The following is a 16,799-nucleotide window of genomic DNA, read 5'->3' as shown; positions in this document are numbered from 1 at the left end:
ACCTTCGCCTGGTGTGCCGGGGCGCTGTCCGCGTCGGCCGTGCTGCGGCCCGTGTCCCGCCGGTCGCCGCCGCACAGTGCCCCGGGTCACGGACGCCACCGGCGTGTCCACACCACGTATCAGCCATTGATACGGCCGTCCGGCCTTTGCGCGCAGTCTGCGAGAATTGGCCCTGTGATCTCCCGAATCGATCTGCGCGGCGACGCCCTCCCCGAGGGCCTCGCTCTGCGTGACCTGCTGCCCCGAGCGGACTTCGACGTATCGGCCGCCCTGGAGAAGGTGCGTCCGATCTGCGAAGCCGTGCATCATCGGGGCGACGCGGCACTGATCGACTTCGCGGAGAAGTTCGACGGCGTACGGCTCACGTCCGTACGGGTCCCGGCTGAGGCGCTCAGCAAGGCGCTCGACGGCCTCGACCCGGCCGTGCGCGCGGCCCTGGAGGAGTCCATCCGCCGCGCCCGTATCGTCCACCGCGAGCAGCGTCGCACCGCCCACACCACCCAGGTCGTGCCCGGTGGCTCGGTCACCGAGAAGTGGGTGCCCGTCGAGCGTGTCGGGCTGTACGCGCCCGGCGGCCGGTCCGTCTACCCGTCCTCCGTGATCATGAACGTCGTGCCCGCACAGGAGGCCGGCGTCGAGTCGATCGCGCTCGCCTCCCCGGCCCAGGCCGAGTTCGACGGCCTGCCGCACCCGACGATCCTCGCCGCCTGTGCCTTGCTCGGCGTCGACGAGGTGTACGCGGCGGGCGGCGCGACCGCGGTCGCGATGTTCGCGTACGGCACCGAGTCCTGCCCGCCCGCCAACATGGTCACCGGCCCCGGCAACATCTGGGTCGCCGCGGCCAAGCGCTACTTCACCGGCAGGATCGGCATCGACACGGAGGCCGGTCCCACCGAGATCGCGATCCTCGCGGACGCGACCGCCGATCCGGTGCACGTGGCATCGGACCTGATCAGCCAGGCCGAGCACGACCCGCTGGCGGCCGCCGTCCTGGTCACCGACTCGGTCGAGCTGGCCGACGCGGTGGAGAAGGAACTCCAGCCGCAGGTCGAGGCGACCAAGCACGTCGAGGACCGGATCCGCCCCGCCCTCGCGGGCAAGCAGTCCGCGATCGTGCTCGTGGACGGCGTCGACGAGGGCCTCAGGGTGGTCGACGCGTACGGCGCCGAGCACCTGGAGATCCAGACGGCCGACGCCGTCGCGGTGGCCGACCGGGTACGGAACGCGGGCGCGATCTTCGTCGGCCCCTGGGCGCCGGTCTCGCTGGGCGACTACGCCGCCGGTTCCAACCACGTGCTGCCGACCGGCGGCTGCGCCTGCCACTCCTCCGGTCTGTCCGTCCAGTCCTTCCTGCGCGGCATCCACATCGTCGACTACACGAAGGACGCGCTGGCCGAGGTCGCCCATCACGTGGTGACGCTGTCGGAGGCGGAGGATCTGCCGGCGCACGGCGCGGCGATCAAGGCAAGGTTCGGTTGGAAGGTGCCTGAGAGCAAGTGAGTTTCGGAATCGACGATCTCCCCGTACGGGGCGAGCTGCGCGGCAAGTCTCCCTACGGCGCCCCTCAACTGGACGTCCCCGTACGGCTGAACACCAACGAGAACCCGTACCCGCTGCCCGAACCGCTGGTCGAACGGATCGCCGAGCGTGTGCGCGAAGCCGCCCGTGGCCTGAACCGCTACCCGGACCGGGACGCGGTCGAACTGCGCACCAAGCTCGCCGAGTACCTGACGAAGACCGGGGGACACCGGGTCACCGCCGCGAACGTCTGGGCGGCCAACGGTTCCAACGAGGTCATCCAGCAGTTGCTGCAGACCTTCGGCGGACCGGGCCGCAGCGCGATCGGCTTCGAGCCGTCGTACTCGATGCACGCGCTCATCGCGCGCGGCACGGGTACGGGCTGGATCTCCGGTCCGCGCAGCGAGGACTTCACGATCGACCTGGCCGCCGCCACGCAGGCGATCGCCGAGCACCGGCCGGACGTCGTCTTCATCACGACCCCCAACAACCCCACGGGGAACGCGGTACCCGCGAAGACGGTCCTGGCCCTGTACGAGGCCGCTCAGGCGGCCAAGCCGTCGGTGGTCATCGTGGACGAGGCGTACATCGAGTTCAGCCACGGCGACTCGCTGCTGCCCCTCATCGAAGGTCGGCCGAATCTCGTCGTCTCGCGGACCATGTCCAAGGCGTTCGGTGCCGCCGGTCTGCGCCTCGGTTACCTCGCCGCGCACCCCGCCGTCGTGGACGCCGTCCAGCTCGTACGGCTGCCGTATCACCTGTCGGCGATCACCCAGGCGACCGCCCTGGCCGCCCTGGAGCACACCGACACGCTGCTGAAGTACGTCGAGCAGCTGAAGTCCGAGCGGGACCGGCTGGTCACCGAACTGCGGGCGATCGGCTGCGAAGTCACCGCGTCCGACGCGAACTTCGTGCAGTTCGGACGGTTCGCCGATGCCCAGGAGGCATGGCGCGCGATTCTCGACCGGGGCGTCCTGGTCCGGGACAACGGAGTACCGGGGTGGCTGCGGGTGTCCGCCGGAACCCCGGAGGAGAACGACGCGTTCCTCGACGCGGTACGTGAGTTGAAGAAGGAGCAGAGCGCATGACTCGCGAGGGTCGCATCGGAAGGATCGAGCGGACGACCAAGGAGACATCGGTCGTCGTGGAGATCGACCTCGACGGCACCGGCAGGACCGAGATCTCGACGGGTGTCGGCTTCTACGACCACATGCTGGACCAGCTCGGCCGCCACGGTCTGTTCGACCTGACCGTGAAGACCGAGGGTGATCTGCACATCGACTCGCACCACACCATCGAGGACACCGCCCTCGCGCTGGGCGCCGCCTTCAAGCAGGCGCTCGGCGACAAGGTGGGGATCTACCGCTACGGCAACTGCACCGTCCCGCTCGACGAGTCGCTCGCCCAGGTCACCGTCGACCTGTCCGGCCGTCCCTACCTCGTGCACACCGAGCCCGAGAACATGGCGCCGATGATCGGCGAGTACGACACCACGATGACCCGGCACATCCTGGAGTCCTTCGTCGCCCAGGCCCAGATCGCGCTGCACGTGCACGTGCCGTACGGACGCAACGCGCATCACATCGTGGAGTGCCAGTTCAAGGCCCTCGCGCGGGCCCTGCGTTACGCGAGCGAGCGCGACCCCCGAGCCGTCGGTATCCTCCCCTCCACGAAGGGCGCGCTGTAAAAGCCATGAATGGTCTCTCCACCATCCTGATCGTCGTCGGTCTCTTCTTCGCCGGCGGTGTCTACTCCTTCGCCAAGCAGAAGATGCCCAGGAGCCTCATCGTGCTGCTGTCGATCGGCGCGGGGATGTGCCTCGTCGCGGGTGTCCTGCGGCTGGAGGTGTGGAATTGAGCACCCCGGTCAGCAAGCGGCGGGTCGTGGTCTTCGACTACGGCTTCGGCAACGTCCGCTCCGCCGAGCGCGCCCTCGCGCACGCTGGAGCCGACGTCGAGATCACCCGCGACTACGACCAGGCCATGAACGCCGACGGCCTGCTGGTGCCCGGTGTCGGCGCCTTCGCCGCCTGCATGCAGGGACTGAGGCAGGCGCGCGGCGACTGGATCATCGAGCGCCGCCTGGCCGGCGGGCGGCCGGTGATGGGCATCTGCGTCGGCATGCAGATCCTGTTCGGCCGCGGCATCGAGCACGGTGTGGAGAGCGAGGGCCTCGACGAGTGGCCCGGCACGGTCGGGCCGCTCCAGGCCGACATCGTGCCCCACATGGGCTGGAACACCGTCGAGGCACCGGCGGGATCCGAACTGTTCGCCGGTCTGGACGCGGACGCGCGCTTCTACTTCGTCCACTCCTACGCCGTCCACGACTGGCAGATGGAGACGCACAGCCCACTGATGCAGGCCCCCAAGGTGACCTGGGCGACGCACGGCAAGCCCTTCGTGGCGGCCGTGGAGAACGGCGCCCTGTGGGCCACGCAGTTCCACCCCGAGAAGTCCGGCGACGCCGGAGCGCAGCTGCTCACCAACTGGATCGGAACCCTGTAGACCATGGCCAAGCTCGAACTCCTCCCCGCCGTCGACGTCCGCGACGGCCAGGCCGTCCGTCTCGTGCACGGCGAGTCCGGCACGGAGACCTCGTACGGCTCTCCCCTGGAAGCCGCCCTCGCCTGGCAGCGGGCGGGCGCCGAGTGGCTGCACCTGGTCGACCTGGACGCCGCGTTCGGAACCGGTGACAACCGGGCGCTCATCGCCGAGGTCGCCGGGGCGATGGACATCAAGGTGGAGCTGTCCGGCGGCATCCGGGACGACGACACCCTGGCCGCCGCCCTGGCCACCGGCTGCACGCGCGTGAACCTCGGCACGGCCGCCCTGGAGAGCCCCGAGTGGGTCGCCAGGGTCATCGCCGAGTACGGCGACAGGATCGCGGTCGGTCTCGACGTACGTGGCACGACCCTGCGCGGCCGCGGCTGGACCCGCGACGGCGGCGACCTCTACGAGACGCTGGACCGTCTCGACAAGGAGGGCTGCGCGCGGTACGTCGTCACGGACATCGCCAAGGACGGCACGCTCCAGGGCCCGAACCTCCAGCTGTTGAAGAACGTCTGCGCCGCGACGGACCGTCCAGTGGTCGCCTCCGGCGGAGTCTCCTCGCTCGATGACCTGCGGGCGATCGCAGAACTGGTACCGCTCGGTGTCGAGGGCGCCATCGTCGGGAAGGCCCTGTACGCGAAGGCATTCACCCTGGAAGAGGCCTTGGAGGCTACGTCTTGAAAAAGGACACAGTGTCATGACGTCCGAAGCCGTACGGCGCGTGCAGAGCGAAAGTCCCTGGGAGGAGACCTTCGGGTTCGCGCGCGCCGTCGCGGCGGGCGATCGCGTCCTGGTGGGCGGCACGAACGCCTTCAAGGGCGATGTGCTGTACGGCGAAGGTGACCCGTACGAGCAGGCCAAGGTGGCCCTCACCAGCGCGATCGAGGCGATCGGCGAGTTCGGGCTCGGTGTCGAGTCCGTGATCCGGACCCGGATGTACCTGGCCCATACGCGGGACGTCGACGAGGTGGGCCGGGCCCACAACGAACTGTTCGACTCGGTGCGCCCCGCCGGGACCTTGCTGGTCGTGGAGGGTTTCGTCGACCCGCGCATCCTGGTCGAAGTGGAACTGGAAGCCTTCAGGGGCTAGTGCCCCGGGGCAGTGAGCAGTGTAAGGAGCCGTGGATTCATGACCCTGGCGGTCCGAGTCATCCCCTGCCTGGACGTGGACAACGGCCGGGTCGTCAAGGGCGTCAACTTCCAGAACCTGCGCGACGCGGGTGACCCCGTCGAGATGGCCAAGGTGTACGACGCCGAGGGCGCCGACGAGCTGACGTTCCTGGACATCACCGCGTCCTCGGGCAACCGCGAGACGACCTACGACGTGGTGCGCCGCACCGCCGAGCAGGTGTTCATCCCGCTCACGGTCGGCGGCGGCGTCCGTACGGCCGAGGACGTGGACCGGCTGCTGCGGGCGGGCGCCGACAAGGTGGGCGTCAACACGGCCGCGATCGCCCGCCCCGACCTGATCCGGGAGATCGCCGAGCGCTTCGGCCGTCAGGTGCTGGTGCTCTCGGTGGACGCGCGCCGGACCGAGTCCGGGAACTTCGAGGTGACCACCCACGGCGGCCGCCGCGGCACCGGCATGGACGCGGTGGAGTGGGCGCACCGGGCGGCCGAGCTGGGCGCCGGCGAGATCCTGCTCAACTCCATGGACGCGGACGGCACCAAGGACGGCTACGACCTGGAGATGATCACGGCTGTACGCAAGCACGTGACGGTCCCTGTCATCGCGTCCGGCGGCGCGGGCAAGCTGACCGACTTCCCCCCGGCGATCGAGGCGGGCGCGGACGCGGTGCTGGCGGCGTCGGTGTTCCACTTCGGGGACCTGCGGATCGGCGAGGTGAAGCAGACGCTGCGGGAGGCGGGCCACCCGGTGCGGTGAGGCTGCGCTCGGCTTGAGCCCCGGTTGCCCCTTGGCGGGTGACCGGGGCTCTGCTGTGTGTGGGCGCGGGTCCGCTGATACGAAGTTCCAGGCAGATACGAAAGAGAAGTTGCGCAAAATTTGTTGTGCAACTTTCCTTTCGTATCTAGGGTCGTGTGCATGGCAAGCAAGGAGAACCGCAGGGTCACCGATCTGGGCACGCTCAAGGCGCTGGGTCATCCGCTGCGCATGAAGCTCTACCGACTGCTGTTCGTGGCCGAGGCGGCGACCGCGTCCCAGCTCGCCGAGCAGGTGGACGAGGCCGTCTCCCTGGTCAGCTACCACTTGCGCAAGCTCGCCGAGCACGGGCTGGTCGAGGAGGCCGAGCCGCGCAGTGAGGACGGCCGGGAGCGCTGGTGGCAGCCCGCTTCGCAGGGGGTGATCATCCGGGACGAGGACTTCCGGGACGCGCCGGAGAAGGTGATGGCGCACCTTGCCGCCTCACGGCTGTTCCTGGACCAGCGTGCCGACATGTACCGCGCCTTTCTCGACGAACGCGCCCACTGGGGAGCCGACTGGAACGAGGCCGCGCACGACTCCGAGTCGCTGTTGCGGCTGACCGCTCCCGAACTGTCAGAGCTGAAGCGGGAGTTGCTGGACCTGCTGAAGAGATACGACGAACAGGGGCGCGCCCGTGAGGCCGCCGGCGACACCGAGGGGCGCGAGAACGTGGCCCTGCACACCTACGGATTCCCGTTCCGCGTCTGAGAGGACCCGCCCCCGTGGCCACCACCGCTTTACCTCCGGCCGCCGTGAAGCGCCCCGCCCACCGTGACGGCAACGTCCTGCGCTGGCTCTCCGCCTACACCGCGTCGATGGTCGGCGACAACGTCTACTACCTCGCCCTCTCCTGGGCGGCCGTCAGCGCCGGAACGCCCGCGCAGGCCGGAATCGTGACGGCGGTCAGTGCCCTGCCCAGGGCACTGCTGATGCTGGGCGGGGGAGTGGTCGCCGACCGGTTCGGGCCGCGGAAGGTCGTCATCGGCAGCGACGCGGTGCGCTGCGTGGCCGTTCTCGCGGTGGCGGCCCTGCTGTTCCTGACCGGGCCGGGGCTGTGGCCGCTGACCCTGCTGGCGCTGCTCTTCGGGACCGTCGACGCGGTGTTCGTGCCCGCCGTGGGGGCCCTGCCCGCACGGGTGACGAGCCGGGACCAGCTCGCCCGGGTGCAGGGCATGCGGGGTCTGGCAATCCGGTTCGCGAGCGTTGTCGGCGCTCCGCTCGGCGGGCTCGGTGTCGCGTTGGGCGGCGCCGCTGCCGCCTTCGCGATCGCCGGAGCGCTGATCGCCGTGTCGGTGCCGCTGCTCGTCTCCCTCCGCCTGCGCGAGCTGCCCGCGGACGAGAACCGCTCCCGCGAGAAGACCGCCTGGCGCGACCTCGCGGCGGGCTTGGGATACATCCGGCACCACCGCGTCCTCGCCCCGCTGATGCTGGCCATCGCCCTGGGGGACCTCGGCTTCGTCGGCCCGCTCAACGTGGGCCTGACCCTGCTGGCCGACGAGCGCGGCTGGGGCGCCTCCGGCATGGGCTGGGTTCTGGCGGGATTCGGCACCGGGGCGGGTGCCGCATCCCTGCTGCTCGCCGTGCGCGGACGGCTGCCGCACGCGGGACGGGTGATGGCGGGCACGATCCTCGCGGGCTCCGTCGCGATCGGCGCCCTCGCCTACGCCCCAGGAGTCGTCACCGCCGTCGTGGTGGCCATGGCCGTCGGCCTCCTCGCCGGCCTGAGCGGCGCCCTGTGCGGGGCGCTGCTCCAGACCCAGACCGACCCCGCCTACCTGGGACGCGTGACCGCGGTCTCGAGCCTCGTCAGCCTCGGCTTCGCGCCGCTCAGCATGCCGCTGTCCGCAGCCGCCATCGGAGCCTGGGGCACCGGCCCCGTGTTCGTCGTCAGTGCGGCCGTCTGCGGGCTGGGCGGGGTCGTCGCGCTGGTGGTCCGAGACCTGCGCCGCGCCGAACTTCCCCGATGAACGGACCGCTCAGAAGCCCAGTTCCTTCGTCTCCCGCGCCTTCGTGACGGCGTCCTCGTCGCCCTCCAGTTCCACGTCCGCCGCCCCCTGCCGCCCGAGCGCGAACATCAGCAGTTCCGAGGGCTCGCCGGTCACCGTCACCACCGGCGCGCCCCGGTGCGCCACCGCCGTCTGTCCGTCCGGACGACGCAGCACCAGGCCCGCGGGCGCGCGGCGGCCGGTCAGCCGGGCCATGCGTTCCAACCGCGACCACAGCGCGTCCTGGAACACCGGGTCCAGCTGGCGCGGCGTCCAGCCGGGCTGCGCCCGGCGCACATCCTCGGTGTGGACGTAGAACTCGACGGTGTTCGACATCTCGTCGATCTGCTTCAGCGTGAACGGTGAGAAACGCGGCGGGCCCGTACGGATGAGCTGGATCAGCTCCTCGTACGGCTTGGCGGCGAACTCGGCCATCACCCGCTCCAGGCGCGACGCGAGCTGCTTGATGAGGAGACCTCCGGCCGCGTCCGGGCGGCGCTCGCGCACCACCACGTGCGCGGCGAGGTCATGGGTGGTCCAGCCCTCGCACAGAGTGGGGGCGTCCGGGCCGGCGGCCTCCAACAGATCAGCGAGGAGAAGCCGTTCACGCTTGGCATGGGTCGACATGCAGTCAGCGTACGACCGGGGAGACGGTCCGCCCACTGGACGGCGGCGAGGCGCACCGGTGTGGCGCGGCACAATGGGCGGTATGACCAGCACGCCTCCGCCCAGCACGCCCAGCGGCCTGGCCCCCGAGATCGCGGCACGCCTCAAGCGCAGCCCCGACGGGCTGATCCCCGCGATCGCCCAGCAGTACGACACCGGTGAGGTGCTGATGCTCGGCTGGATGGACGACGAGGCGCTGCATCGCACACTCACCACCGGCCGGTGCACGTACTGGTCGCGCAGCCGCCAGGAGTACTGGGTGAAGGGCGACACCTCCGGTCACGTCCAGCACGTGAAGTCGGTCGCCCTGGACTGCGACGCCGACACCGTACTGGTCAAGGTCGACCAGGTCGGAGCCGCCTGCCACACGGGCGACCGCACGTGCTTCGACGCCGACGTGCTGCTCGCGGACGTCGCCCCCGGCGCGCCGGCGGATCAGTAAGGTCAGCGGCCATGGACCTCGAGACGTTCCGCAAGCTGGCCACCGACCGCCGTGTCATCCCGGTCACGCGCAAGCTCCTCGCCGACGGCGACACCCCCGTCGCGCTCTACCGCAAGCTCGCCGCGGAACGCCCCGGCACCTTCCTGCTGGAGTCCGCAGAGAACGGCAGGACCTGGTCCCGTTACTCCTTCGTGGGCGTCCGCAGCGCCGCCACGCTGACCGAGAAGGACGGCCAGGCCCACTGGCTCGGCACCCCGCCCGTCGGCGTCCCGGCCGACGGCGACCCACTGGCCACGCTCCGCGCGACCATCGAGGCCCTGCACACGCCCCACCAGGAGGGCATGCCGCCCTTCACCGGCGGTATGGTCGGCTATCTGGGCTACGACATCGTGCGCCGCCTGGAGAAGATCGGCCCCGGCGAGCGCGACGACCTGCGGCTGCCCGAGCTGACCATGCTCCTCACCAGCGACCTCGCCGTCATGGACCACTGGGAGGGCTCGGTACTGCTGATCGCCAACGCGATCAACCACAACGACCTGGACACGGGCGTCGACGAGGCCTACGCGGACGCCGTGGCCCGCCTGGACGCGATGGAGGCCGACCTGTCCCGCGCGGTCGCCCAGCCGCCCGCCGTGCTCCCGCCCTCCGAACTGCCCGAGTACACCGCCCGGTGGGGCGGCCAGGACTTCCGGGACGCCGTCGAGGACGTCAAGGAGCGCATCCGCGCGGGCGAGGCCTTCCAGGTCGTCCCCTCACAGCGCTTCGAAACACCGTGCACGGCAAGTGCGTTGGACGTCTACCGGGTCCTGCGGGCAACCAATCCGTCCCCGTACATGTACCTGTTCCGCTTCCCCTGCGGGGACGGCGACGCCTTCGACGTCGTCGGCTCCAGCCCGGAAGCGCTGGTCAAGGTCGAGGACGGCCGGGCGATGGTCCACCCCATCGCGGGCACCCGGCACCGCGGCACGACCCCGCAGGAGGACCAGGCCCTCGCCGAGGAGCTGCTCGCCGACCCCAAGGAGCGGGCCGAGCACCTCATGCTCGTCGACCTGGGCCGCAACGACCTGGGACGGGTCTGCACACCCGGATCGGTCGAGGTCGTCGACTTCATGTCCGTCGAGCGGTACTCGCACGTCATGCACATCGTCTCCACCGTGACGGGCCGGGTCGCGCCGGGCCGTACCGCCTTCGACGTCCTGACGTCCTGTTTCCCGGCCGGCACGCTCTCCGGCGCGCCCAAGCCGCGCGCCATGCAGATCATCGACGAACTCGAGCCGTCCCGGCGGGGGCTGTACGGCGGCTGCGTCGGCTACCTCGACTTCGCGGGCGACTCGGACACCGCCATCGCCATCCGCACCGCACTGCTGCGGGGCGGCACGGCCTATGTCCAGGCGGGCGCCGGTGTCGTCGCCGACTCCGATCCGGTCGCCGAGGACCACGAGTGCCGCAACAAGGCGGCGGCGGTGCTGCGGGCGGTCCACACGGCGAACCGGCTGGGTCGATGAGCCACCCGGCGTGACCCGGGAGAAAAGGCAGCAGGGGCCCCCGGGTGAGGGTTCGTCCGCGGTTCGGGCGATAGTGGAGTACGTGACTGCCGTACCCGACACCCGATCCGAGGCCGCCGCCCCCGTCCGCTCCGGCCGCCGCAGCCTCGCCCTCGCCCTGCTGTGCGGGGCGGCCGGCTCCGCCGTGGCGCTGCTGTCCTCCCGGCAGGGCTGGTCGGCGGGGACCGTGACGGTGGCCGGCGGCGACTTCCCGCTCAGCGCCAAGGGCAGCGACGTCACGGGCGTGCCCGCGGCCCTTGCCATAGTCGGCCTCGCCGCGCTCGTCGCCGTCTTCGCCGTCCGCAGAGCCGGGCGCGTCCTCGTCGCCGGACTGCTCGCACTCTCCGGCGTCGGCACCATCGCCGCGGCGCTCCAGGGCGTCACCGACCACTCGGCGCTCGACGAGAAGGCGGCGCGGACAGCCGGTGACACCGCCGCGACGGCGTCCGCGCTCACGCACACCGCCTGGCCGTACGTCGCGGCCCTCGGCGGCGCCCTCATCCTCGTCGCCGGACTGCTCGCCCTGCGCTACGGACGGCTGTGGCCCGCGATGTCCGGCCGCTACGAACGAGGCGGCACCCCGCGGCCGCGTCGGACGGGGCCCGCCGATCCGGACCGCCCCGAGGACCTGTGGAAGGCGCTCGACCGGGGCGAGGACCCCACGGGCGGGTGATCGCCCGTCCGGCGCGCGACGGGTGACCCCGCGGTCACCGCCTGCGTGCGGGTACGGGACAATGGGCGCCGAGCCTCTGACTCACACACGTACAGACAGCTACTGAGGAGCAAGTCATGGCGGGCAGCTACCACCACGGTCGGACCCCGGCCGCCTGGACCGGTGTCATCATCGCCTTCATCGGTTTCTGTGCCGCGGGCGCGTTCATCGTGATGGCCGAGCCCGTACCCTTCTGGATCAGCGTGGGGATCACCCTCCTCGGTGCCATCGTCGGCGGCGTCATGCGCCTGATGGGGTACGGCCAGGGCGAGAAGGGGGACTTGCTGAAGCAGGTCGCGAGCGCGGAGCACTGAGCCCTCCGCATCATCCGTACGGGAGGCGGCCAGGGGCGGTGAGCGCCCGGGCCGCCTCACGTGTTCCCGGGCGCGGTGGGCGGGCCGGGCACCAAGCGGGCAGAATGCGAGACGTGAACCCCGCATCCCGCTGCGTGACCCCGCTCCCCAGGGCCAGTCTGCTCAGGCGGACCGCCGTTCCCGCCGGGGTGCTCGCAGGTGTCCTCGGGGCCTTCGCCTACGTCGGGGCGGTGGATCCCAACCAGCCCGGGCACTACCCCGTCTGCCCGCTGCTGCGCTACACCGGCGTGTTCTGCCCCGGCTGCGGCGGCCTGCGCAGCGCGCACGCGTTCGTGCACGGGGACTTCCTGGCCGCGCTCCAGGACAACGCTGTGGCCGTCGGCGGCTATCTGCTCTTCGCGATGGTGTGGACCGTCTGGATGGTCCGCGCGATGCGGGGACGGCCGCTGCGGATCGACCTCGGGCCGGTGCACCTGTGGAACCTGGGCGCTCTGCTGCTGGCCTTCACCGTTGTCCGGAACCTGCCGTTCGGTGGCTGGCTGCACCCTTGATCAGCCCGGGAACGTCCAGGTAGTGGGGTCGGCGTCAGTCGGATGTGAGGCCTAGGCCTTCCTCCGGATACCATCACAGTGACCGCCGGTTTCGTCCGTTCGGGCGCTCCCGGCGGACCGAGGCTCAGCCGACTGAGCCGCTTGAATCCTCAACCGTCAGGAAGGGGGCCGCTCGCGTGAGTGTGCTCGACGAGATCATCGACGGAGTCCGTGCCGACCTCGCGGAGCGGCAGGCACGCGTCAGCCTCGACGAGCTCAAGGAGCGCGCGGCGAAAGCCCCCGCGGCCAAGGACGGTGTCGCCGCCCTGCGCGGGGACGGCGTCAAGGTGATCTGCGAGGTCAAGCGGTCCAGCCCGTCCAAGGGCGCGCTCGCCGCGATCGCCGACCCCGCGGGGCTCGCCGCGGACTACGAGGCAGGCGGCGCGGCCGTCATCTCCGTCCTGACCGAGCGGCGTCGCTTCGGTGGCTCACTGGCCGACCTGGAGGCCGTGCGGGCCCGGGTCGACATCCCGGTGCTGCGCAAGGACTTCATCGTCACCTCGTACCAGCTCTGGGAGGCGCGGGCCTACGGCGCGGACCTCGCGCTGCTGATCGTCGCCGCACTGGACCAGCCCGCCCTGGAGTCCCTCATCGAGCGCGCCGAGTCCATCGGGCTCACGCCGCTCGTCGAGGTGCACGACGAGGAGGAGGTCGAGCGGGCGGTGGACGCCGGAGCGAAGGTGATCGGGGTCAACGCCCGGAACCTCAAGACCCTTGAGGTCGACCGCTCGACGTTCGAGCGGATCGCCCCCGAGATCCCCGGGTCGATCGTGAAGGTCGCCGAGTCCGGGGTCCGCGGACCGCACGACCTGATCGCCTACGCCGAGTACGGCGCCGACGCCGTGCTCGTGGGCGAGTCGCTGGTGACCGGCCGCGACCCGAAGACGGCGGTCGCCGACCTGGTCGCGGCCGGCGCACACCCGGCACTGCGGCACGGCCGGGACTGACGCCCCGGTAGAGTTGACGACGAGATGCTTTCGATCACCGTGGCGACTGGGGAAACACACCCCAGGGACCCGTATGCCCGCCTCGCCCGCGGGTGCCGGCCGCGTGGCTGCCGTGCACCCGCGCGCCGGGTGCACGGGCGACGGGTGCGGTACGTCATCGGTGACGAGCCGGGCCAGGTCAACGGGATGCGATGGCGTCGCCCACGTGCGCGCCAGTCACCTGCCACGGACTGACCCGGGTGTGCCCGGTCGGACCGAGGTGACCTGTAGCCGCCGGGCCCACGCGATCTGTTCCCGTGGGTCGGCACCGTCGGTCCCCGCGGCCGTGATCGTTCGCCATCCCGGCGACGACATGTGACCGCAGCGGTCACCACACCACAGGGCGACAGGCTCCAGGGACAGCGCGCGCACGCGATCGACGTCACCTTCAGTCCGACCGACCCCGGGGCTTTCGCCCCTGCGAGGTAACCGCATGCCCAGCGAATTCTTCATTCCCGACCCGGAGTGCCAGGTGCCCAGCGCCGAAGGCTACTTCGGCGCGTTCGGCGGCAAGTTCATCCCGGAGGCCCTCGTGGCCGCCGTGGACGAGGTCGCCGCCGAGTACGAGAAGGCGAAGGCCGACCCGGAGTTCGCCCGCGAACTCGGCGATCTGCTCGTCCACTACACCGGCCGGCCCAGCGCCCTCACCGAGGTGTCGCGGTTCGCCGAACACGCCGGTGGCGCCCGCGTCTTCCTGAAGCGGGAGGACCTGAACCACACCGGCTCCCACAAGATCAACAACGTGCTCGGTCAGGCCCTGCTCACCCGGCGCATGGGCAAGACCCGCGTCATCGCGGAGACCGGCGCCGGCCAGCACGGCGTCGCCACCGCCACCGCCTGCGCCCTCTTCGGTCTCGACTGCACCATCTACATGGGCGAGATCGACACCGAGCGCCAGGCACTCAACGTGGCCCGCATGCGCATGCTCGGCGCCGAGGTCGTGGCGGTGAAGTCCGGCAGTCGCACCCTGAAGGACGCGATCAACGAGGCGTTCCGTGACTGGGTCGCCAACGTCGACCGCACCCACTACCTCTTCGGCACCGTGGCCGGTCCCCACCCGTTCCCGGCCATGGTGCGCGACTTCCACCGGGTGATCGGTGTGGAGGCGCGGCGACAGATCCTGGAACGCACCGGGCGCCTGCCCGACGCCGCCATCGCCTGTGTGGGCGGCGGCTCCAACGCCATCGGGCTCTTCCACGCCTTCATTCCCGACACCTCCGTACGTCTCATCGGCTGCGAGCCCGCGGGCCACGGCATCGAGACAGGTGAGCACGCGGCCACGCTCACCGCCGGTGAACCCGGGATCCTGCACGGCTCCCGGTCGTACGTCCTGCAGGACGACGAAGGGCAGATCACCGAGCCGTACTCGATCTCGGCGGGCCTGGACTACCCGGGCATCGGCCCCGAGCACTCCTACCTCAAGGACAGCGGCCGGGGCGAGTACCGCGCGGTCACCGACGACGCGGCCATGCAGGCCCTGCGCCTGCTGTCCCGCACCGAGGGCATCATCCCGGCCATCGAGAGCGCCCACGCGCTCGCCGGCGCCCTGGAAGTCGGCCGGGAGCTGGGCAAGGACGGGCTGATCGTCGTCAACCTGTCCGGGCGCGGTGACAAGGACATGGACACGGCCGCCCGGTACTTCGGCCTGTACGACACCGACGCGTCCGTTGCCGCCGACGCCGACAGCGACACCGCCGAGATCGAGGGAGACGCCAAGTGAGCGCAGCCGCAGTGACCGGTGGAAGGGTCCGACTGCTGACCGACACCCTCGCCGCCGCGAAGGCGGAGGGCCGGTCCGCACTCATCGCGTACCTGCCGGCCGGCTTCCCGACCGTCGACGGCGGCATCGCCGCGATCAAGGCCGTCTTCGACGGCGGCGCCGATGTCGTGGAGGTGGGCCTGCCGCACAGTGACCCCGTCCTCGACGGTCCCGTCATCCAGACCGCCGACGACATCGCGCTGCGCGGCGGCGTCCGGATCGCCGACGTCATGCGCACGGTCCGCGAGGCGCACGCGGCGACCGGTAAGCCGGTGCTCGTGATGACGTACTGGAATCCGATCGACCGCTACGGCGTGGAGCGCTTCACCGCCGAACTGGCCGAGGCGGGCGGCGCAGGCTGCATCCTGCCGGATCTGCCCGTGCAGGAGTCCGCCCAGTGGCGCGAGCACGCCGAGAAGCACGGGCTTGCGACGGTCTTCGTGGTCGCGCCCAGCAGCAAGGACGAGCGGCTCGCCGAGATCACCGCGGCGGGCTCCGGTTTCGTCTACGCGGCCTCGCTCATGGGTGTCACCGGCACCCGCGAGACGGTCGGCACGCAGGCCAAGGACCTGGTGCACCGCACCCGGGCGACCACCGAGCTGCCGGTCTGCGTCGGCCTCGGCGTCTCCAACCCCACGCAGGCCGCCGAGGTCGCCGCCTTCGCCGATGGAGTGATCGTCGGCTCCGCGTTCGTGAAGCGAATGCTGGACGCGCCGGACGAGAAGGCCGGCCTGGAGGCCGTACGGACGCTGGCGGGTGAACTGGCCGAGGGCGTCCGCCGCAGAGCATGACATCCCTCGATCCTCGCTTGAACGGGCGAATCCCGGATATGGCGGACAAATAGCTCACTCGAACGGGTGGACCTGGGGCCGGGGAGGCGCGCTGTGCCTCCCCGGTTCGTTCTGCCGGATGTGAGCGAGAAGAACCGTGAGGGAAAGCGCGCCGCCCGTGACCGGCTGGCGGTGCAGCGCGAGAAGCAGAAGGCCGCGGAGAAGCGCCGGCGGGGGGTGATCGTAGGGGGCGCGATCGTCTGTGTCCTGGCCCTGGCGACAGTGGGCGGCGTCCTGGCGGCGAACGCCGGCAAGAGCCGCTCCTCCGGCCCCACCATCGGGCCCTCGGGGGCGACGGGCAAGGACGGCCTCGCGATCCCGGTCGGCAAGGACTCCGCCAAGTCGACCCTCACGGTGTGGGAGGACTTCCGCTGCCCGGCGTGCCGGTCCTTCGAGACGGTCTACCGCCCGACGATCCACGAACTGGTCGACGCCGGAAAGCTGAGAGTCGAGTACCACCTGGTCACGCTCATCGACGGGAATCTGGGCGGCAGCGGCTCGCTCCACGCGGCCAACGCGGCGGCGTGCGCGCAGGACGCCGGAAAGTTCTGGCCCTACCACGACGTGCTGTACGACAACCAGCCCAAGGAGACCGCGGACACCTTCGCGGATCACACCAAGCTGATCGCGCTGGCCGGCAAGGTGGGCGGTCTCGACACGCCGACGTTCCAGAAGTGCGTCAAGGGCGGCAAGCACAACGGCTGGGTGACGAAGTCGAACGGCGCGTTCCAGAGCGGCGGCTTCACAGGCACGCCGACGGTGCTTTTCGGCGGCAAGAACATCTACGCGGACCAGTCGATGACCCCGGCGCGGCTCAAGCAGATGGTGGAGGCGGCGAACAAGACCTGAGGTCTGCCGTGACCAGTGGTGCCCCCAGCGCCGGTGGGCGAATTCCAGGGGTCGTTGCAACACAGGTGATCAACTGGCTGTGGCCAGGAGCTTAGCGAGGCGCTCGGCTGGGGTTTCCCAGCCGAGCGTTT

The 16,799-nt window shown here is 70.9% G+C and carries 21 protein-coding genes; 20 read left to right on the top strand and 1 reads right to left on the bottom strand.

Annotation, left to right across the window (positions count from 1 at the left end):
* Positions 1-174 precede the first annotated feature (174 nt).
* The 10 genes from hisD (at position 175) to ACWDEX_RS03020 (ending at position 7,958) form a co-directional block, all read left to right on the top strand.
* Positions 175-1,500, top strand: coding sequence for a histidinol dehydrogenase (hisD, locus tag ACWDEX_RS03065; protein ID WP_450461392.1), 1,326 nt, complete (start codon positions 175-177; stop codon positions 1,498-1,500).
* Positions 1,497-2,606 carry a histidinol-phosphate transaminase gene (locus ACWDEX_RS03060; RefSeq protein WP_450461391.1) on the top strand — a complete coding sequence of 370 codons (1,110 nt, stop codon included), beginning with the start codon at positions 1,497-1,499 and terminating at the stop codon, positions 2,604-2,606. Before hisD ends, ACWDEX_RS03060 begins: the two co-directional genes overlap by 4 nt.
* Complete coding sequence (hisB, locus tag ACWDEX_RS03055; protein WP_450461389.1) at positions 2,603-3,205, top strand: imidazoleglycerol-phosphate dehydratase HisB; 603 nt, start codon at positions 2,603-2,605, stop codon at positions 3,203-3,205. Before ACWDEX_RS03060 ends, hisB begins: the two co-directional genes overlap by 4 nt.
* 5 nt (positions 3,206-3,210) lie before the next feature.
* Positions 3,211-3,375: a hypothetical protein gene (locus tag ACWDEX_RS03050; protein ID WP_450461388.1), complete on the top strand. Its 165-nt coding sequence runs from the start codon at positions 3,211-3,213 to the stop codon at positions 3,373-3,375.
* Positions 3,372-4,022, top strand: coding sequence for an imidazole glycerol phosphate synthase subunit HisH (gene hisH, locus ACWDEX_RS03045; protein ID WP_450461387.1), 651 nt, complete (start codon positions 3,372-3,374; stop codon positions 4,020-4,022). The genes ACWDEX_RS03050 and hisH overlap by 4 nt, the downstream gene beginning before the upstream one ends.
* Before the next feature lie 3 nt (positions 4,023-4,025).
* Complete coding sequence (gene priA, locus ACWDEX_RS03040; RefSeq protein ID WP_450461386.1) at positions 4,026-4,748, top strand: bifunctional 1-(5-phosphoribosyl)-5-((5-phosphoribosylamino)methylideneamino)imidazole-4-carboxamide isomerase/phosphoribosylanthranilate isomerase PriA; 723 nt, start codon at positions 4,026-4,028, stop codon at positions 4,746-4,748.
* A 16-nt stretch (positions 4,749-4,764) separates the two neighbouring features.
* Entirely contained in the window at positions 4,765-5,157 is a 393-nt protein-coding gene (locus tag ACWDEX_RS03035; protein ID WP_450461385.1) for a RidA family protein, read from the top strand.
* A 39-nt stretch (positions 5,158-5,196) separates the two neighbouring features.
* Positions 5,197-5,952 carry an imidazole glycerol phosphate synthase subunit HisF gene (hisF, locus tag ACWDEX_RS03030; protein ID WP_450461384.1) on the top strand — a complete coding sequence of 252 codons (756 nt, stop codon included), beginning with the start codon at positions 5,197-5,199 and terminating at the stop codon, positions 5,950-5,952.
* 159 nt (positions 5,953-6,111) lie between these two features.
* Positions 6,112-6,699 carry an ArsR/SmtB family transcription factor gene (locus ACWDEX_RS03025; RefSeq protein ID WP_450461383.1) on the top strand — a complete coding sequence of 196 codons (588 nt, stop codon included), beginning with the start codon at positions 6,112-6,114 and terminating at the stop codon, positions 6,697-6,699.
* A gap of 14 nt (positions 6,700-6,713) precedes the next feature.
* Complete coding sequence (locus tag ACWDEX_RS03020; RefSeq protein WP_450461382.1) at positions 6,714-7,958, top strand: MFS transporter; 1,245 nt, start codon at positions 6,714-6,716, stop codon at positions 7,956-7,958.
* Positions 7,959-7,967: 9 nt separating this feature from the next.
* On the opposite strand, the gene ACWDEX_RS03015 is transcribed toward ACWDEX_RS03020, so the two are convergent.
* Positions 7,968-8,603 carry a TIGR03085 family metal-binding protein gene (locus ACWDEX_RS03015; protein WP_450461381.1) on the bottom strand — a complete coding sequence of 212 codons (636 nt, stop codon included), beginning with the start codon at positions 8,601-8,603 and terminating at the stop codon, positions 7,968-7,970.
* Positions 8,604-8,685: 82 nt separating this feature from the next.
* Here ACWDEX_RS03015 and hisI point away from each other — a divergent pair, with 82 nt between their 5' ends.
* The 10 genes from hisI (at position 8,686) to ACWDEX_RS02965 (ending at position 16,668) form a co-directional block, all read left to right on the top strand.
* Positions 8,686-9,084: a phosphoribosyl-AMP cyclohydrolase gene (gene hisI, locus ACWDEX_RS03010; RefSeq protein ID WP_450461380.1), complete on the top strand. Its 399-nt coding sequence runs from the start codon at positions 8,686-8,688 to the stop codon at positions 9,082-9,084.
* An 11-nt stretch (positions 9,085-9,095) separates the two neighbouring features.
* Positions 9,096-10,589 carry an anthranilate synthase component I gene (locus ACWDEX_RS03005; RefSeq protein ID WP_450461379.1) on the top strand — a complete coding sequence of 498 codons (1,494 nt, stop codon included), beginning with the start codon at positions 9,096-9,098 and terminating at the stop codon, positions 10,587-10,589.
* A gap of 73 nt (positions 10,590-10,662) precedes the next feature.
* Positions 10,663-11,301 carry a TIGR02234 family membrane protein gene (locus ACWDEX_RS03000; protein ID WP_450461644.1) on the top strand — a complete coding sequence of 213 codons (639 nt, stop codon included), beginning with the start codon at positions 10,663-10,665 and terminating at the stop codon, positions 11,299-11,301.
* 116 nt (positions 11,302-11,417) lie between these two features.
* Positions 11,418-11,654 carry an HGxxPAAW family protein gene (locus ACWDEX_RS02995; RefSeq protein ID WP_450461378.1) on the top strand — a complete coding sequence of 79 codons (237 nt, stop codon included), beginning with the start codon at positions 11,418-11,420 and terminating at the stop codon, positions 11,652-11,654.
* A 104-nt stretch (positions 11,655-11,758) separates the two neighbouring features.
* On the top strand, positions 11,759-12,205 hold the full coding sequence (locus ACWDEX_RS02990) for a DUF2752 domain-containing protein (protein WP_450461377.1): 447 nt from the start codon (positions 11,759-11,761) through the stop codon (positions 12,203-12,205).
* Positions 12,206-12,381: 176 nt separating this feature from the next.
* Positions 12,382-13,191 carry an indole-3-glycerol phosphate synthase TrpC gene (gene trpC, locus ACWDEX_RS02985; RefSeq protein ID WP_450461376.1) on the top strand — a complete coding sequence of 270 codons (810 nt, stop codon included), beginning with the start codon at positions 12,382-12,384 and terminating at the stop codon, positions 13,189-13,191.
* Between the two features lie 24 nt (positions 13,192-13,215).
* Entirely contained in the window at positions 13,216-13,425 is a 210-nt protein-coding gene (trpM, locus tag ACWDEX_RS02980; RefSeq protein ID WP_450461375.1) for a tryptophan biosynthesis modulator TrpM, read from the top strand.
* Positions 13,426-13,663: 238 nt separating this feature from the next.
* Positions 13,664-14,950 carry a tryptophan synthase subunit beta gene (gene trpB / locus ACWDEX_RS02975; RefSeq protein ID WP_450461374.1) on the top strand — a complete coding sequence of 429 codons (1,287 nt, stop codon included), beginning with the start codon at positions 13,664-13,666 and terminating at the stop codon, positions 14,948-14,950.
* Positions 14,947-15,780 (top strand): tryptophan synthase subunit alpha, encoded by an 834-nt coding sequence (trpA, locus tag ACWDEX_RS02970; RefSeq protein ID WP_450461373.1) that lies wholly within the window; start codon positions 14,947-14,949, stop codon positions 15,778-15,780. Before trpB ends, trpA begins: the two co-directional genes overlap by 4 nt.
* 120 nt (positions 15,781-15,900) lie before the next feature.
* Positions 15,901-16,668 carry a DsbA family protein gene (locus ACWDEX_RS02965; protein WP_450461643.1) on the top strand — a complete coding sequence of 256 codons (768 nt, stop codon included), beginning with the start codon at positions 15,901-15,903 and terminating at the stop codon, positions 16,666-16,668.
* The last annotated feature ends 131 nt before the right edge of the window (positions 16,669-16,799 follow it).

The sequence above is a fragment of the Streptomyces sp. NPDC001020 genome, assembly GCF_053599115.1.
The sequence above is the reverse complement of the archived record's forward strand: the minus strand, read 5'-3'. Positions and strand labels throughout refer to the sequence as shown.

Excerpts from the sequence above, each read along its gene's own strand:
- hisB (WP_450461389.1), top strand. The coding sequence starts at position 2,603 with ATGACTCGCGAGGGTCGCATCGGAAGGATCGAGCGGACGACCAAGGAG.
- ACWDEX_RS03005 (WP_450461379.1), top strand. The coding sequence starts at position 9,096 with ATGGACCTCGAGACGTTCCGCAAGCTGGCCACCGACCGCCGTGTCATC.
- trpM (WP_450461375.1), top strand. The coding sequence starts at position 13,216 with ATGCTTTCGATCACCGTGGCGACTGGGGAAACACACCCCAGGGACCCG.
- priA (WP_450461386.1), top strand. The coding sequence starts at position 4,026 with ATGGCCAAGCTCGAACTCCTCCCCGCCGTCGACGTCCGCGACGGCCAG.
- ACWDEX_RS03035 (WP_450461385.1), top strand. The coding sequence starts at position 4,765 with ATGACGTCCGAAGCCGTACGGCGCGTGCAGAGCGAAAGTCCCTGGGAG.
- trpB (WP_450461374.1), top strand. The coding sequence starts at position 13,664 with ATGCCCAGCGAATTCTTCATTCCCGACCCGGAGTGCCAGGTGCCCAGC.
- ACWDEX_RS03015 (WP_450461381.1), bottom strand. The coding sequence starts at position 8,603 with ATGTCGACCCATGCCAAGCGTGAACGGCTTCTCCTCGCTGATCTGTTG.
- ACWDEX_RS03050 (WP_450461388.1), top strand. The coding sequence starts at position 3,211 with ATGAATGGTCTCTCCACCATCCTGATCGTCGTCGGTCTCTTCTTCGCC.
- ACWDEX_RS02990 (WP_450461377.1), top strand. The coding sequence starts at position 11,759 with ATGCGAGACGTGAACCCCGCATCCCGCTGCGTGACCCCGCTCCCCAGG.
- hisI (WP_450461380.1), top strand. The coding sequence starts at position 8,686 with ATGACCAGCACGCCTCCGCCCAGCACGCCCAGCGGCCTGGCCCCCGAG.
- hisF (WP_450461384.1), top strand. The coding sequence starts at position 5,197 with ATGACCCTGGCGGTCCGAGTCATCCCCTGCCTGGACGTGGACAACGGC.
- ACWDEX_RS03025 (WP_450461383.1), top strand. The coding sequence starts at position 6,112 with ATGGCAAGCAAGGAGAACCGCAGGGTCACCGATCTGGGCACGCTCAAG.
- ACWDEX_RS02995 (WP_450461378.1), top strand. The coding sequence starts at position 11,418 with ATGGCGGGCAGCTACCACCACGGTCGGACCCCGGCCGCCTGGACCGGT.